The organism is Polaromonas sp. JS666 (genome assembly GCF_900103405.1).
Classification (GTDB): Bacteria; Pseudomonadota; Gammaproteobacteria; order Burkholderiales; family Burkholderiaceae_C; genus Polaromonas.
In genome coordinates this window covers 60,785-75,930 of record NZ_FNHX01000012.1, presented here as the reverse complement: position 1 = coordinate 75,930, position 15,146 = coordinate 60,785, and the positions used below count along the sequence as shown (strand labels likewise).

Annotated in this window: 14 protein-coding genes; 2 read left to right on the top strand and 12 right to left on the bottom strand. The window is 63.2% G+C overall.

Translation table 11 applies throughout. The annotated features are described in order from the left end of the window. The first annotated feature begins 7 nt into the window (after window positions 1-7). Both BLQ85_RS21180 and folD read left to right on the top strand, forming a co-directional pair. Window positions 8-634, top strand: a complete 627-nt coding sequence (locus BLQ85_RS21180; RefSeq protein WP_007866460.1) for a response regulator transcription factor — start codon at window positions 8-10, stop codon at window positions 632-634. An 87-nt stretch (window positions 635-721) separates the two neighbouring features. Further along, on the top strand, window positions 722-1,567 hold the full coding sequence (gene folD / locus BLQ85_RS21175; protein WP_074579945.1) for a bifunctional methylenetetrahydrofolate dehydrogenase/methenyltetrahydrofolate cyclohydrolase FolD: 846 nt from the start codon (window positions 722-724) through the stop codon (window positions 1,565-1,567). A gap of 5 nt (window positions 1,568-1,572) precedes the next feature. On the opposite strand, the gene BLQ85_RS21170 is transcribed toward folD, so the two are convergent. From BLQ85_RS21170 to bamA, 12 genes are all read right to left on the bottom strand, one after another. Further along, a complete protein-coding gene (locus BLQ85_RS21170; protein ID WP_074579944.1) occupies window positions 1,573-2,022 on the bottom strand; it encodes a DUF4149 domain-containing protein in 450 nt (149 codons plus the stop codon). Between the two features lie 9 nt (window positions 2,023-2,031). Continuing rightward, window positions 2,032-2,508, bottom strand: a complete 477-nt coding sequence (greA, locus tag BLQ85_RS21165; protein ID WP_074579943.1) for a transcription elongation factor GreA — start codon at window positions 2,506-2,508, stop codon at window positions 2,032-2,034. A 147-nt stretch (window positions 2,509-2,655) separates the two neighbouring features. Then, on the bottom strand, window positions 2,656-5,886 hold the full coding sequence (gene carB, locus BLQ85_RS21160) for a carbamoyl-phosphate synthase large subunit (RefSeq protein ID WP_074579942.1): 3,231 nt from the start codon (window positions 5,884-5,886) through the stop codon (window positions 2,656-2,658). Beyond that, the gene (gene carA / locus BLQ85_RS21155; protein ID WP_074579941.1) at window positions 5,879-7,060 is read right to left on the bottom strand and encodes a glutamine-hydrolyzing carbamoyl-phosphate synthase small subunit; all 1,182 of its coding nucleotides are present in this window, start codon (window positions 7,058-7,060) and stop codon (window positions 5,879-5,881) included. The genes carB and carA overlap by 8 nt, the downstream gene beginning before the upstream one ends. A gap of 278 nt (window positions 7,061-7,338) precedes the next feature. Further along, a complete protein-coding gene (locus tag BLQ85_RS21150; RefSeq protein ID WP_074579940.1) occupies window positions 7,339-8,148 on the bottom strand; it encodes a TrmH family RNA methyltransferase in 810 nt (269 codons plus the stop codon). Then, the gene (gene rnhB, locus BLQ85_RS21145; protein ID WP_074579939.1) at window positions 8,145-8,762 is read right to left on the bottom strand and encodes a ribonuclease HII; all 618 of its coding nucleotides are present in this window, start codon (window positions 8,760-8,762) and stop codon (window positions 8,145-8,147) included. Before rnhB ends, BLQ85_RS21150 begins: the two co-directional genes overlap by 4 nt. Further along, complete coding sequence (gene lpxB, locus BLQ85_RS21140) at window positions 8,734-9,936, bottom strand: lipid-A-disaccharide synthase (RefSeq protein ID WP_256375448.1); 1,203 nt, start codon at window positions 9,934-9,936, stop codon at window positions 8,734-8,736. The genes rnhB and lpxB overlap by 29 nt, the downstream gene beginning before the upstream one ends. A gap of 5 nt (window positions 9,937-9,941) precedes the next feature. Then, window positions 9,942-10,754 carry an acyl-ACP--UDP-N-acetylglucosamine O-acyltransferase gene (gene lpxA / locus BLQ85_RS21135; protein ID WP_074579937.1) on the bottom strand — a complete coding sequence of 271 codons (813 nt, stop codon included), beginning with the start codon at window positions 10,752-10,754 and terminating at the stop codon, window positions 9,942-9,944. Between the two features lie 31 nt (window positions 10,755-10,785). Then, a complete protein-coding gene (fabZ, locus tag BLQ85_RS21130; protein WP_007866435.1) occupies window positions 10,786-11,226 on the bottom strand; it encodes a 3-hydroxyacyl-ACP dehydratase FabZ in 441 nt (146 codons plus the stop codon). Then, entirely contained in the window at window positions 11,223-12,284 is a 1,062-nt protein-coding gene (gene lpxD, locus BLQ85_RS21125) for a UDP-3-O-(3-hydroxymyristoyl)glucosamine N-acyltransferase (RefSeq protein ID WP_074579936.1), read from the bottom strand. The genes fabZ and lpxD overlap by 4 nt, the downstream gene beginning before the upstream one ends. A gap of 49 nt (window positions 12,285-12,333) precedes the next feature. Beyond that, window positions 12,334-12,840: an OmpH/Skp family outer membrane protein gene (locus BLQ85_RS21120; RefSeq protein WP_007866425.1), complete on the bottom strand. Its 507-nt coding sequence runs from the start codon at window positions 12,838-12,840 to the stop codon at window positions 12,334-12,336. After that, window positions 12,840-15,137 (bottom strand): outer membrane protein assembly factor BamA, encoded by a 2,298-nt coding sequence (bamA, locus tag BLQ85_RS21115; RefSeq protein WP_074579935.1) that lies wholly within the window; start codon window positions 15,135-15,137, stop codon window positions 12,840-12,842. The genes BLQ85_RS21120 and bamA overlap by 1 nt, the downstream gene beginning before the upstream one ends. Window positions 15,138-15,146: the final 9 nt, after the last annotated feature.

The following is a 15,146-nucleotide window of genomic DNA, read 5'->3' as shown; positions in this document are numbered from 1 at the left end:
GTTTGGCATGAGCTTGATTCCCAAAAAAGGTACCGTCTACGTCGTTGATGATGACGAGGGCGTGCGCGACTCGCTGCAGTGGCTGCTCGAGGGCAAGGACTACCGCGTCCGCTGCTACGACTCGGCCGAAACCTTCCTCTCCCGCTACGACCCGCGCGAAGTGGCCTGCCTGATCGTCGACATCCGCATGGGCGGCATGACCGGCCTGGAGCTGCAGGACCGCCTGGTCGAGCGCAAGTCGCCGCTGCCCATCGTGTTCATCACCGGCCACGGCGACGTGCCCATGGCGGTCAACACCATGAAAAAAGGCGCGATGGACTTCATCCAGAAGCCGTTCCAGGAAGAAGCCCTGGTCAACTTGGTCGAGCGCATGCTGGAGCAGGCCAAGGAAGCCTTCAGCGAGTTCCAGCAGTCCGCCAGCCGCGACGCCCTGCTGGCCAAGCTGACCTCTCGCGAGGCCCAAGTGCTCGAGCGCATCGTGGCCGGCCGGCTCAACAAGCAGATCGCCGACGACCTGGGCATCAGCATCAAGACGGTGGAGGCGCACCGCGCCAACATCATGGAAAAGCTCAACGCCAACACCGTGGCCGACCTGCTCAAAATCGCCCTGGGGTCCAACGCGCCCAAAGGCTGACCGCTCCTTCGCTGTCTTTGCGATAGCCCTTGACGCCCGTATTGATTGGACCAGCGGGCGTTTTTACTTTGAAAAACCGATTCAAAAATGACCGCCCAGCTGATTGACGGAAATGCCCTCTCCAAACAATTGCGCGCCGACGTCGCGCGGCGGGCCGCCGCCCTGCGCGCGCGCGGCATCACGCCCGGCCTGGCCGTGGTGCTGGTGGGCGAAAACCCGGCCAGCCAGGTCTATGTGCGCAACAAGGTCAAAGCCTGCGAGGACAGCGGCCTGCATTCGGTGCTCGAAAAATACCCCGCCACCCTCAGCGAAGCCGACCTGCTGGCGCGCGTGGACGCGCTCAACAAGGACCCGGCCATCCACGGCATCCTGGTGCAGCTGCCGTTGCCCGCGCACATCGATGCGCACAAGGTGATCGAAGCCATCTCGCCGGCCAAGGACGTGGACGGCTTTCACGTCGCCAGCGCCGGCGCGCTCATGGTCGGCCAGCCCGGCTTCTGGCCCTGCACGCCCTACGGCTGCATGAAGATGCTGGAGAGCATCCACTACGACCTCAAGGGCAAGCACGCCGTGGTGATAGGCCGCAGCAACATCGTCGGCAAGCCCATGGCGCTGATGCTGCTGCAGAAAAACGCTACCGTCACCATTTGCCACAGCGCCACCAAGGACCTCAAGGCCATGACACTGCAGGCCGACGTGATCGTGGCCGCCGTCGGCAAGCGTAATGTGCTAACGGCGGACATGGTCAAGCCCGGCGCCGTCGTGCTCGACGTGGGCATGAACCGCAATGACGAGGGCAAGCTTTGCGGTGACGTGGACTTTGACGGGGTCAAGGAAGTTGCCGGCTACATCACGCCGGTGCCCGGCGGTGTGGGCCCCATGACCATTACCATGCTGCTGGTCAACACACTCGAAGCCGCTGAGCGCGGCTGAAGCGCTTAGTCCGCAGCGGGCGGCTGGGCGGCTTGCGACGTGGGCGCCAGGCGCCACAGCGCTAGGCCGGCACACAACCACTGCACGACATAAAGGGCCGTCCCCAGCCCATGCCAGAGCTTGAGGTTGCCGCCGTCAGCGCGCGCACTGACGATGCGCGGCGCGATACCGAACTCCACCAGCAAGGCCAGCAACAAGCCGGCCACCACAAACTTCATGGCCGCCTGTGCCTGCAGCGCAAGGGCCGCGTCGTCTTTCTTATTGAGTACCAGCAGCAAAAGCATGGCACAGCCCGTGCTGAGCCAGGCCTGCGCGGTGAATAGCCTGGCCGCCATGGCACCGGCCGCGGCGGGCGTGCCCAAGTTGGCGAACAGCATAGGGACGACGACAAAACCCAGACCGGTCAGGCTGCCCCACCAGAGGGCCGCCACCATCACATTGAAGCGCTGCTTCATGGGTGAAATCTAGATATACATCACCGCGATGATTTCGTAGCGCTTGATACCGCCTGGCGCCTGGACTTCGGCCGTGTCGCCCTCGTCCTTGCCGATCAATGCGCGCGCGATCGGCGAACTGATGTTGACACGGCCCAGCTTGATGTCGGCCTCGTCTTCGCCGACGATCTGGTAGGTCACCTTGTCACCGGTGTCTTCGTCTTCCAGTTCTATGGTGGAGCCGAACACGACCTTGCCGCCCGCGTCCAGTTCGGACGGGTCAATGATCTGGGCGGCCGACAGCTTGCCTTCGATTTCCTGGATGCGGCCTTCGATAAAGCCCTGGCGGTCCTTGGCGGCGTCGTATTCGGCGTTTTCGCTGAGGTCACCCTGGGCGCGCGCTTCGGAAATCGAATTGATGACCCAGGGGCGGTCCACGGTTTTCAGCTGGTGCAATTCCGCCTTGAGGCTTTCCGCGCCGCGCTTGGTGATGGGGATGGTGGCCATGTTTTTTGCTCCTGCAAAAGCGAAACCGCCACCAGTCACCTGGCGGCGGCGCTTGAATTCAAAACTTCAATGAAACAAGTTTAATGCAAATCGGGCCCGGCGAAATCCGGGAAAAACCGGTGGCCGGGCTCGGGTTTTCAGGCCCTTTCAGGCCAGTTGGGCATGCAGTTCCTGCACCGAATAGACCGGCAGGTTGTCCAGGTACTTCATGCCCTCCACGGCCGCTTCGGCGCCGGCAATCGTGGTGTAGGTCGTCACACGGGCCAGCAGCGCCGAGGTGCGGATCTGGCGCGAATCGGTGATCGCGTTGCGCCGCTCTTCGACGGTGTTGATGACCAGGGCAATCTCGTTGTTCTTGATCATGTCCACCACGTGCGGCCGCCCTTCGGTGACCTTGTTGACCACGGTGCAGGCAATGCCCGCCGCCTGGATGGCGGCCGCCGTGCCTTTGGTCGCCACCAGCTCGAACTTCTGCGCGGCCAGCGCGCGCGCGACTTCCACGGCGCGCGGCTTGTCGTTATTCTTGACGGTCAGGAAAACCTTGCCCGAGGTCGGCAGCTTGGTGCCCGCGCCCAGCTGGGACTTCACGAAGGCTTCGCCGAAGGTCTTGCCCACGCCCATGACCTCGCCGGTGGATTTCATCTCGGGGCCGAGAATCGTGTCCACGCCAGGGAATTTGACGAAGGGGAAGACCGCTTCCTTGACGCTGAAGTAAGGCGGCGTGACTTCGTCCTTGATGCCTTGCGAGGCCAGCGACTGGCCGACCATGCAGCGCGCCGCCACCTTGGCCAGCTGGATGCCGGTGGCCTTGCTGACGAAGGGCACGGTGCGCGACGCGCGCGGGTTGACTTCCAGCACGTAGATCACGTCCTTGCCGTCGATGTTCTGGATCGCGAACTGCACGTTCATGAGGCCCACCACCGTCAGCGCCTCGGCCATGGCCGCGGTCTGGCGCTTGATTTCGGTCACGGTCTCCGCGCTCAGCGAATACGGCGGCAGCGAGCAGGCCGAGTCGCCGCTGTGTACGCCGGCCTGTTCAATGTGCTCCATCACGCCGCCGATAAAGGTCCGGCCTTCGGGGTCGCGCAGGCAGTCGACGTCGCATTCGATCGCGTCGTTCAGGAAACGGTCCAGCAGCACGGGTGAGTCATGGCTGACCTTGACGGCCTCGCGCATATAGCGCTCGAGGTCGCGCTGCTCGTGCACGATTTCCATGGCACGGCCGCCCAGCACATAGCTGGGGCGCACGACCAGGGGGTAACCCAGCGCGGCGGCTTTTTCGAGCGCCTCGGGCTCGGTGCGCGCCGTGGCGTTGGGCGGCTGGCGCAGCTTGAGCTCATGCAGCAGCTTCTGGAAGCGCTCGCGGTCTTCGGCCGCGTCGATCATGTCGGGCGAGGTGCCGATGATGGGCACGCCGTTGGCCTCCAGGTCCAGCGCCAGCTTCAGGGGCGTCTGGCCGCCGTATTGGACGATCACACCCAACGGTTTTTCCTTGTCGACGATCTCGAGCACGTCTTCCAGCGTCAGCGGCTCGAAATACAGGCGGTCGCTGGTGTCGTAGTCGGTGGAGACCGTCTCGGGGTTGCAGTTGACCATGATGGTCTCGTAGCCGTCTTCGCGCATGGCCAGCGCCGCGTGCACGCAGCAGTAGTCAAATTCGATGCCCTGCCCGATGCGGTTGGGCCCACCGCCCAGCACCATGATTTTTTTCTTGTCGGTGGGCGCGGCTTCGCACTCGCTGCCTTCGGCCTCGTAGGTCGAGTACATATAGGCGGTATTGGTCGCGAACTCGGCGGCGCAGGTGTCCACGCGCTTGTAGACCGGACGCACCCCCAGCGCACGACGCTTTTCGCGGATGGCCGTGTCGGTGGTCTTGAGCTGCTTGGCCAGGCGGCGGTCGGAAAAGCCTTTTTGCTTGAGCGTGCGCAGCGTGACGGCGTCAATCTTGTCGAGCGAGGTGGTTTCGAGCTCCAGCTCGATCTTGACGATCTGCTCGATCTGGATCAGGAACCAGGGATCAATCTTGGTCAGCGCAAAAACCTCATCGACGCTCATGCCCTGGGCGAAGGCGTCGCCCACATACCAGATGCGGTCCGGGCCGGGCGCGCCGAGCTCTTTCTCGAGCACTTCGCGGTCCTGGGTTTTCTCGTTCATGCCGTCCACGCCGACTTCCAGGCCGCGCAGCGCTTTCTGGAAGGACTCCTGGAAGGTACGACCCATGGCCATGACTTCGCCCACGGATTTCATCTGCGTGGTCAGGCGCGAATCGGCGGCCGGGAATTTTTCGAACGCGAAACGCGGAATCTTGGTGACCACGTAATCGATGCTGGGCTCGAAGCTCGCGGGGGTGGCGCCGCCCGTGATCTCGTTGCGCAGCTCGTCCAGCGTGTAGCCCACGGCCAGCTTGGCCGCGACCTTGGCGATCGGAAAGCCCGTGGCCTTGGAAGCCAGCGCCGAGGAGCGCGAGACGCGCGGGTTCATTTCGATCACCACCATGCGGCCGTCGACCGGGTTGATGGAGAACTGCACGTTGGAGCCGCCGGTGTCCACGCCGATCTCGCGCAGCACGGCCAGCGAAGCGTTGCGCAGGATCTGGTATTCCTTGTCGGTCAGCGTCTGGGCCGGTGCGACCGTGATGGAGTCGCCGGTATGCACGCCCATGGGGTCCAGGTTTTCGATGGAGCAGACGATGATGCAGTTGTCGGCGGTGTCGCGCACGACTTCCATCTCGTACTCTTTCCAGCCGAGCAGCGACTCTTCAATCAGCAGCTCGTTGGTCGGCGAGGCTTCCAGGCCGCGCTTGCAGATGACTTCGAATTCTTCGGAGTTGTAGGCGATGCCGCCGCCGGTGCCGCCCAGCGTGAAGCTGGGGCGGATCACGGTGGGGAAGCCGACGCTCTTTTGCACGGCCCAGGCTTCGTCCATGCTGTGCGCAATGCCGGAGCGGGCCGAGCCCAGCCCGATCTTGGTCATCGCGTCCTTGAACTTCAGGCGGTCTTCGGCCTTGTCGATGGCCTCGGGCTTGGCGCCTATCAGCTCGACCTTGTACTTGTCGAGCACGCCGTTGTGCCAGAGGTCCAGCGCGCAGTTGAGCGCGGTCTGCCCGCCCATGGTCGGCAGGATGGCGTCGGGACGCTCCTTGGCGATGATTTTTTCGACCGTCTGCCAGGTGATGGGCTCGATGTAGGTGACGTCGGCGGTGGCCGGGTCGGTCATGATCGTGGCGGGGTTGCTGTTGATCAGGATGACCTTGTAGCCCTCTTCGCGCAGCGCCTTGCAGGCCTGCACGCCGGAGTAGTCGAACTCGCAGGCCTGGCCGATGATGATGGGGCCGGCGCCTATGATGAGGACGCTTTTGATGTCTGTGCGCTTAGGCATTCTTCTTCTCCCCGGCCTGTTCCATCAGCGCGGTGAAACGGTCAAACAAGTATGAAATATCGTGTGGGCCGGGCGAGGCTTCAGGGTGGCCCTGGAAGCAGAACGCCGGCTTGTCGGTGCGGGCCAGGCCTTGCAGTGTGCCGTCGAACAGGCTGATGTGCGTGGGCCGCAGGTTGGCCGGCAGGCTCTTCTCGTCGACCGCGAAGCCGTGGTTCTGGCTGGTGATGCTGACGCGGCCGTTGTCCAGGTCCTTGACCGGGTGGTTGGCACCGTGGTGGCCGAACTTCATCTTGAAGGTCTTCGCGCCGCTGGCCAGCGCCATGATCTGGTGGCCCAGGCAGATGCCGAAGGTCGGGATGCCGGTTTCAATCAGCTCGCGCACCGCGGTGATCGCGTAGTCGCAAGGCTCGGGGTCGCCCGGGCCGTTGGCCAGGAAGATGCCGTCCGGTTTGAGCTTGAGCACGTCGGCGGCGGGCGTTTGCGCCGGCACCACGGTGATGCGCGCGCCGCGCTCGGCCATCATGCGCAGGATGTTTTTCTTCACGCCGAAGTCGAAGGCCACAACGTGGAACCGGGGCGTGATCTGCACGCCGTAGCCCGCGCCGAGTTTCCACTCGGTCTGCGTCCATTCGTAGGTCTGCTTGACCGAGACAACCTTGGCCAGGTCCAGGCCGGCCATGCTGGGGGCGCCACGGGCCGCCGCGACGGCTTTCTCGATCGCGGGCTGGCTCACCGCCTCGCCGGCAGGCAGAGCCAGGATGCAGCCGTTTTGCGCGCCCTTGGTGCGCAGCAGGCGGGTCAGCTGGCGGGTGTCTATGCCGGCGATGGCGACGGTTTTCTCCTTGACCAGGTATTCGGACAGGGTCATGGATTTACGGAAATTCGAGGCCAGCAGCGGCAAGTCCTTGATGATCAGGCCGGCGGCGTGGACTTTTTCAGCCTCGACGTCTTCGGCATTGACGCCGTAGTTGCCGATATGCGGGTACGTGAGGGTGACGATCTGCTGGCAGTAGCTGGGATCCGTGAGGATTTCCTGGTAGCCGGTCATCGCGGTGTTGAACACCACTTCGCCGACTGTGGAGCCCGCGGCTCCAATCGAATTGCCGATAAAGACCGTGCCGTCTGCGAGCGCCAGGATGGCGTGAGGGGTGTTTCCCTGTAGAGACAAAAGCACTGGGTTCTCCGGGTTGGTTACGGTTCGCCCAAGCGTGCACAAGATACGTCTCGGTCAAGACTCTTGCAGGCTGCTTTTGAGAGGGTGGTGGCTTTGTATGCGCTCGGGCGAAGCTGTGTTTTGAAAAGCCACTGATTATAGCCTAGGGACGAGGCCCCACGCTCCCCCACTTCGTGTGGGTCGCTGCCCCCCCGAGGGGGCCGCCCGCCTGCGGCCCGGCAAAGCCGGTTCCGCGGCTCATGCTAGTGAAGACAAAACTTCACCTACTGCGTGTCGATTTACGGACCAGTGACGTTCAATGAGCTGGCGTAGAGACAAATGGCCGCGGCAGCGGCGACGTTGAGCGATTCTTCGCCGCCCGGCTGGTCTATGCGGACTTTGAGCGCCGCCCTGGCCATCAGCTCGTCGCTGACGCCCTGCCCTTCGTGGCCCATGGCCCAGGCGCAGGGCATGGGCAGTTTTTGCTGATGCAAAAAGCCGCCATGGTGCGAGCTGGTGACGACGATGGGCACCGCCAGGGCCGCCAGGGCCTCGGGTTCCAGGCTTTCCACCAGTTGCAGGGCAAAGTGGGCGCCCATGCCGGCGCGCAGCACTTTGGGCGACCAGAGCGCCGCCGTGCCCTTGAGGGCGATGACCTGGCTGAAACCAAAGGCCGCCGCGCTGCGCAGGATGGAGCCGACATTGCCGGCATCCTGCACCCGGTCCAGGATCACCGAGGCCGCATCGGGCCGCAGGCCGGCAGCGGCGGGCAGCTCCATGACAAAGCCCATGCGCGCGGGCGATTCCAGGCCGCTGATCTCGGGCAGCAAGGCATCGGGGATCACGATGCTTTTGGCAGCCGCCCGCGTAAATTCCGCGGGTGCCGCGGGCCAATAGGACTCGGCGAAAACGGCCAGCGCAGGTTTAAGTCCGCGCGCCAGCGCCGCGCGGCACAGGTGGTCGCCTTCCAGCCAGACACGCCCCTGCTTGCGATAGGCCGTGCTGTCCTGGGACAGCTTGCGCAAGTCCTTGATCAGCGGGTTGTCGCGCGAGGTGAGGTGCGTGGCTTCGGTGGATGCGCCGCCGGAGGAGGCAAAGCCTGAACTCACCGCAGAACCTCGGCCACCGGCGCGAAGGACTTGCGGTGCTGCGGGCAGGCGCCGTGCTCGCGCAGCGCGGCCAGGTGCTCGGCCGTGCCGTAGCCCTTGTGGTCGGCAAAGCCGTACTGCGGGTATTCCAGGTGGAACTCGGCGCACCAGCGGTCACGGTGCACCTTGGCCAGGATGGAGGCCGCAGAGATAGCGGGCACCAGCGCATCGCCACCGACGATGGCTTCCGACAGGATCACCAAGGTGGGCAGGCGATTGCCGTCGACCAGCACCTTGTTGGGCTTCAGGCGCAAGCCCTCCACCGCGCGCTTCATAGCGAGCATGGTGGCCTGCAGGATGTTGAGACTGTCGATTTCCTCCACGCTGGCCTCGGCTATTGAGCAGCACAGGGCCTTGGCGCGGATTTCGTCGTAGAGTTTTTCGCGGCGCAGGGCCGTGAGCTTTTTGGAGTCGGCCAGCCCCTTGATCGGGTTCAGCTCGTCAAGAATGACGGCGGCGGCCACCACCGGCCCCATCAGGGGGCCGCGCCCCGCTTCGTCAACACCGGCCACCAGCCCGGGAATGTCCCAGGACAGCGCGGTTTGCTCAGCTTTCAAGAATTTGCTGGATCGCATCGGTCGCTAAGGTTGAAGTATCTCGCCGCAGTTCGGTGTGCAGCGCGGCGAATCTTTGCTCGACAGCCGCTATTTTGTCAGGAGCCGACGATTTTGCCTCCACCCACTGCAGGACCGCCGCAGCCAGCGCTTCTGGGCTGGCCTGGTCCTGCAGCAACTCGGGCACCACAAAGTCGCGGCACAGGATATTGGGCAAGCCCACCCAGGGTTGCAGTTTTTTTCGCCGCATGATCTGCCAGGACAGCCAATTCATGTTGTAGGCGATGACCATGGGCCGTTTAAAAAGCGCCGCCTCCAGCGTGGCGGTGCCGCTGGCGATCAGCGTGAAGTCGCAGGCGGCCAGCGCGGTGTGCGACTGGCCCTCGAGGATTTGCAGCTGGTCTCGCATGCCGGCTTCGCCCGCGATGCGTTCGATGGCGGCCTTCAGGGCGGGAATGGCGGGCACGACGAAGCGGACGGCCGGCTGCGCCCGCCGGATCAGGGCGGCAGCCGCGAAAAACCTGTGGGCCAGGTACTGGATTTCCGACTTCCGGCTGCCCGGCAGGATGGCAATCACGGTGTCTTCGGCTCGCAAGCCCAGCGCGCCCCGGGCAGCCACGCGATCGGGCTGCAGGGGAATGACATTGGCCAGTGGATGCCCGACATAGGTCGCGGCAATGCCGTGGGCGGCCAGCAAGGCCGGCTCGAACGGGAAGATGCACAGCACGTGGTCCACGCTGCGGCGGATTTTTTCGACACGGTCGGCGCGCCAGGCCCAGATGGAGGGGCAGACGAAATGCACGGTCTTGATGCCCTGGGCCTTCAGCGCGGCCTCAAGGTCCAGGTTGAAGTCGGGCGCGTCCACACCGACGAAGACGTCGGGACGCTGCGCCAGCAGGCGCTGTTTGAGCTGCTCGCGTATGCCGACGATCTCGCGGTAGTGGCGCAGCACCTCGACATAACCGCGCACGGCCAGCTTTTCGCTGGGCCACGCCGCTTCAAACCCGCGCCTGGCCATCTGCGGGCCGCCTATGCCGCTGGAAGACAGCGCCGGCCAGCGGGCCTTGAGGCCGTCAAGCAGCAAGCCCGCCAGCAGGTCGCCGGAGGTTTCCCCGGCGACCATGGCCACCTGGGGCCTTGCCGTGGAGCCGCCAGCCTCTCCACGGGCTGGCAGAGGGCTGGTCTCGAGAGACATGGGCCTTACCGGACGATGCCGCGTTGCGGCGAGGTGTGCTCCAGGAAGGAGAGCATCATCTGCACATCGGGCGCAGCCTCCGGGTGTTTCCCGGTCAGCTCGGCAATGCGCACGCGCGCCTGGTCCAGCGTGAGGTCGTCGCGGTACAAGGCCTTGTGCATGGCCTTGACCGCGGAAATACGGTCGGGCGAAAAACCCCGCCGGCGCAAGCCCTCGAAGTTCATGGAGCGTGCCTCGGCGGGCTGGCCCTGCACCATGACAAAAGGCGGCAGGTCGGCGAACAGCAGCGAGCACATGGCCGTCATGCTGTGCGCACCCAGCCTGACAAACTGGTGGACCACGGTGAAGCCGCCCAGGATCACCCAGTCGCCCACATGCACATGGCCGGCCAGCTGGGAGTTGTTGGCAAAAATGGTGTTGTTGCCGACCGAGCAGTCATGCGCCAGGTGCACATAGGCCATGAGCCAGTTGTCGTTGCCCACACGCGTCACGCCGGTGTCGCCCGGCGAGCCGATGTTGAAGGTGCAGAACTCGCGGATGGTGTTGCGGTCGCCTATGACCAGTTCGCAGGGCTCGCCGGCGTATTTTTTGTCCTGAGGAATCGCGCCCAGCGAATTGAACTGGAAAATGCGGTTGTCACGGCCTATGGTGGTGTGGCCTTCAATGACGCAGTGCGCGCCGACAGTAGTGCCCGCGCCTATCTTCACGTGCGGCCCGATGATGGTGTAGGGCCCGACGCTCACCGACTCATGGAGCTGGGCCTGCGGGTCTACGATGGCCGTGGCGTGTATGCCCGGCGCGTGAGGGGATGCGGTCATGTAGCGCTCGCCTGGATGGTCACGGCCCGGCTCACGCGATGGTGCGCATGGTGCACATCAGTTCCGCCTCGCAGGCGACCGTGTCGCCGACGCGGGTCACGCCCTTGAACTTGAAAATACCGGCCTTCATGCGATCCAGGGTGACATCCATGATCAACTGGTCGCCCGGCTCGACGGGGCGCTTGAAGCGCGCGCCGTCTATGCCCGCGAAGTAATACACCGTCTTGTCGTCGGGCGTCACGCCCAGGGTTTCAAAGGCCAGCAAGGCGGCGGCCTGCGCCATGGCCTCGAGCATCAGCACACCGGGCATGACCGGGTGGTGCGGGAAATGGCCCATGAAAAACGGCTCGTTGATCGTGACGTTCTTGAGCGCCTTGATGCTTTTGCCTTTTTCAATTTCGAGTACGCGGTCCACCAGCAGGATGGGGTAGCGGTGCGGGAGCTGCTTGAGAATTTGGTGGATATCCATCATGATTTTTCTTCAATGTGTCCTGAGTTCAGAATGGCTTTTTCAGCCAGCCGCAGGCGCTCGCGCAATGTGTGGAGCTGCTTGAGGGTCGCGGCATTTTTTTCCCAGACAGCATTGTCGTCGATGGGAAAGAGCCCGGTGTAATTTCCGGGCTTGAGGATGGACCGCGTCACGACGGATGCCGCCGACACATGCACATGGTCGGCCAGGCTCAGGTGGCCCAGCACAATGGCGCCGCCGCCCACGGTGCAGTGAGCGCCTATCGTGGCGCTGCCCGCCACACCCGCGCAGCCCGCCATGGCGGTGTGCTTGCCCACCCGCACGTTGTGGCCGATCTGCACCAGGTTGTCGAGCTTGACGCCGTCTTCGAGCACGGTGTCCTGCAAGGCGCCGCGGTCTATGCAGGTGTTGGCCCCGATCTCCACGTCGTCGCCTATCAGCACGCCGCCCAGTTGCTCTATCTTGACCCATTGCCCCTGGTGCAAGGCAAAACCGAAACCGTCGGCGCCTATCACCGCGCCCGGGTGCACAATGCAGCGCGCACCGATGCGGCAACCGTCCGCCAGGGTGACGCGCGCCGACAGGCGGCTGCCGGCCCCGACTTGCGCGCCCCGCCCGACGACGCAGTGCTCGGCGATGCGGGCGCCCTCGCCTATGACCGCGCCCTCCCCAATGCAGGCAAACGCCCCCACCGACACGCCGGGGGCCAGCGAAGCGGTGGGATCAATAAAGGCACTGGGGTGAATCTGCGGCGCGGTCTGCGGGGCATGCCGCTGCTTCCAGAGCTGGGTGACCAGCGCGAAGGCGTGGTAGGGGTCGTCCACCACGATGCAGGCGCCTCGGGCTACGGCGGCCTGCCGTGCGGCAGGCGCCACGATGACGCAGGCCGCAGCGGACTGCGCCAGCTTGGCCAGGTATTTGGGATGACTGAGGAAGCTCAGGTCCTGGGGGCCGGCGGCCTCCAGGGTGGAGAGCCGCTCAATCTGCAGGCCTGGGTCGCCGATCAATTCGGCATTGAGGCCGGCGAGGAACTGGGCGATATCGGCAAGACGGAGTGTCACACTGCGCCTGCCGTTTTGGCGATGGTGATCGTGGTGAACACCCCCGCCATCAACGGGCAGCGTTCAGCGCCTTGATCACCTTGTCGGTGATGTCGTGTTTGGGGTTGACGTACACCGATTCCTGAAGGATCAGGTCGTACTTTTCGGTTTCAGCCAGGGTTTTCACGACCTTGTTGGCGCGCTCAATCACCTGTTGGAGTTCTTCGTTCTTGCGGGTGTTCAGATCTTCCTGGAACTCACGGCGCTTGCGCTGGAAATCCCGGTCCTGGTCCACCAGCTGTTTTTGCCGCGTGTTGCGCTGGCTTTCGGCCAGCGTGGGCGCCTCGCGCTCAAACTTGTCGGACAGCGTCTTGAGCTGGTTCGCCAGGTCGTTCAGTTCTTTTTCACGCTTGCTGAATTCCTGCTCGAGCTTGGTCTGGGCGGCTTTGGCGGAATTGGCTTCGCGGAAAATCCGGTCCAGATTGACGACACCGACCTTGAACTCCTGCGCACTCGCGGAGAAGCCCGCCAACGCGACAACAAGGCCGAGGAAAATTTTGTGTGAAAGATGCTTCATTAGAAAGATGTACCAATTTGGAATTGCAACCGCTCTATTCTATCGCCTGGCTTTTTACGCAGGGGCGTGGCAATGGCGAGCCGCAAAGGCCCCAATGGGGAAATCCAGCTGATGCCGACGCCGGTTGAGACGCGCAGGTCATTCAGCTTGTATTGCTCTTTTTCCCCGAACACGTTGCCAGCGTCGACAAAACCGAACAAACGCAGGGTTCTGTCATTGCCGGCGCCCGGGAATGGTGCGATCAGTTCGGCGTTCAGGGTCAGTTTTTTCGGTCCGCCAATAGCCAGATCGGACGCATCGCGCGGGCCCAGAGAGCCCTGCTCGAAACCGCGCACCGACCCGAGGCCGCCCGAGTAGTAATTCTTGAACAGCGGATAGGGCTGGCCGTTCAGGCCCTTGCCCCAGCCGAACTCGCCGTTCAGGGCGATAGTGAATTGCTTGTTCAGCGGAATGTACTGCTGGATCTGGTAATTGGTCCGCACGAACTTGATGTCGCCGGCGACACCCCAGTCGCCGTATACGCGCTGGTAGCGGCCCATAGTGGGGACCAGGGAGCTGTCCCGGCTGTCGCGGGACCAGCCTATCGTCAGGGGAATCGAGTCGCTTTTGTAACCAAATTGATTGGCATAGGTCTGGTAGCTGGTCGGCAGGTTGGTGCCGGGAACAATGGTCAATTGCTCGTAACCGCTGCCGAAATAAACGGTATCGTTCTCGGTGAAAGGCACCCCGAAACGGATGCTGGCACCGCGGGTTTTCAGGCTGTAATCGCCACCCTGGCCGGAAAGCGGCTTGGCGGTCCGATCGTAAACATCGATCGTGCGCGAAATACCGTCGGCCGTGAAATAGGGATCTATGGTACTCAACACAATCTGGCGGTTGGATTTACTGGTATTGAGTTCAATACCCAGGTAGTTGCCCGAACCGAAGACGTTTTCCTGCTTGATGCCGAACAGCAGGGACACGCTGTCCGCGCTGGAATAGCCCGCGCCAAGCTGCAGGTTGCCGGTGGGTTTTTCCGTCACGGTCATCGTCACGTCGACCTGGTCCTGGGTGCCGGGGACTTCCTGCGTGTCTACGTTGACGTCGGTGAAGTAACCCAGGCGGTCCACACGGTCGCGCGAAAGGCGGATTTTGTCGCCGTCATACCAGGACGACTCGAACTGGCGGAACTCGCGGCGCACCACTTCGTCGCGCGTGCGGTTGTTGCCCGCCACGTTCACGCGTCGCACATAAGCACGGCGGGAGGGATCAGCCTGGATCACGAAAGCGACGCGGTTGTTGCTGCGGTCTATCTCGGGCACCGCCTCGACGCGCGCAAAAGCAAAGCCGAAGGTGCCGAAATAGTCGGTGAAAGCCTTGGTGGTTTCGGCCACCTCGTCGGCGTTATAGGGCTCGCCCGGTTCAATCTTCACCAGGGTTTTGAACTCTTCTTCCTTGTTGAGGTAGTTGCCTTCAAGCTTGACGCCCGACACCACAAAACGCTCGCCTTCGCTGACATTGACGGTGATGGCAATGCTTTGTTTGTCCGGGGAGATCGCGACCTGCGTGGACTCGACCTTGAATTCCAGGTAGCCACGCGACAGATAGTAAGAGCGCAGCGTCTCGATATCGGCATTGAGCTTGGTGCGCGAGTAGCGGTCGGACTTGGTGTACCAACTGAGCCAGCCGCCGGTGTCCAGGTCAAACAGGCCCAGCAACGTGGATTCGCTGAACGCCTTGTTGCCGGTAACGTGAATTTCCTTGATCTTCGCGACCTCGCCCTCAACGACGCTGAAGGTCAGGTTAACGCGGTTGCGCTCGATCGGCGTGACGGTGGTGATCACCTCGACGCCGTAGAGGCTCTTGTTGATGTACTGGCGCTTGAGCTCCTGCTCGGCTTTATCGGCCAGCGCCTTGTCGAAAGGCTGGCCGTCGGCGATGCCGGCTTCGCGCAGCGCTTTTTTCAGCGCTTCCTTGTCGAATTCCTTGGTTCCGACGAAGTCCACGTCGGCCACGGTGGGACGCTCTTCAACAATCACCACCAGCACGTCGCCGCTGACTTCCAGCCTTACGTCCTTGAACAGCCCCAGGCCGAACAGCGCGCGGATGGCGGTCGAGCCCTTGTCGTCGTTGTAAGTTTCGCCGACACGAAAGGGAAGCGACGCAAAAATGGTTCCGGGCTCCACGCGCTGTAGACCTTCAACCCGAATGTCTCGCACCGTGAAAGGGTCAACCGCCCAGGCGGTGCTGGCTGCAAAAAGACCGGCGGCTATGGCGCAAACTGCGCGAACTTTGAAGCGATTTATTTGTTTTTGCATGAAATGTAT

Coding starts and splice junctions, on each gene's coding strand:
- BLQ85_RS21180 (WP_007866460.1), top strand. CDS start 8: ATGAGCTTGATTCCCAAAAAAGGTACCGTCTACGTCGTTGATGATGAC.
- folD (WP_074579945.1), top strand. CDS start 722: ATGACCGCCCAGCTGATTGACGGAAATGCCCTCTCCAAACAATTGCGC.
- BLQ85_RS21170 (WP_074579944.1), bottom strand. CDS start 2,022: ATGAAGCAGCGCTTCAATGTGATGGTGGCGGCCCTCTGGTGGGGCAGC.
- greA (WP_074579943.1), bottom strand. CDS start 2,508: ATGGCCACCATCCCCATCACCAAGCGCGGCGCGGAAAGCCTCAAGGCG.
- carB (WP_074579942.1), bottom strand. CDS start 5,886: ATGCCTAAGCGCACAGACATCAAAAGCGTCCTCATCATAGGCGCCGGC.
- rnhB (WP_074579939.1), bottom strand. CDS start 8,762: ATGCGATCCAGCAAATTCTTGAAAGCTGAGCAAACCGCGCTGTCCTGG.
- lpxB (WP_256375448.1), bottom strand. CDS start 9,936: ATGTCTCTCGAGACCAGCCCTCTGCCAGCCCGTGGAGAGGCTGGCGGC.
- lpxA (WP_074579937.1), bottom strand. CDS start 10,754: ATGACCGCATCCCCTCACGCGCCGGGCATACACGCCACGGCCATCGTA.
- fabZ (WP_007866435.1), bottom strand. CDS start 11,226: ATGATGGATATCCACCAAATTCTCAAGCAGCTCCCGCACCGCTACCCC.
- BLQ85_RS21120 (WP_007866425.1), bottom strand. CDS start 12,840: ATGAAGCATCTTTCACACAAAATTTTCCTCGGCCTTGTTGTCGCGTTG.
- bamA (WP_074579935.1), bottom strand. CDS start 15,137: ATGCAAAAACAAATAAATCGCTTCAAAGTTCGCGCAGTTTGCGCCATA.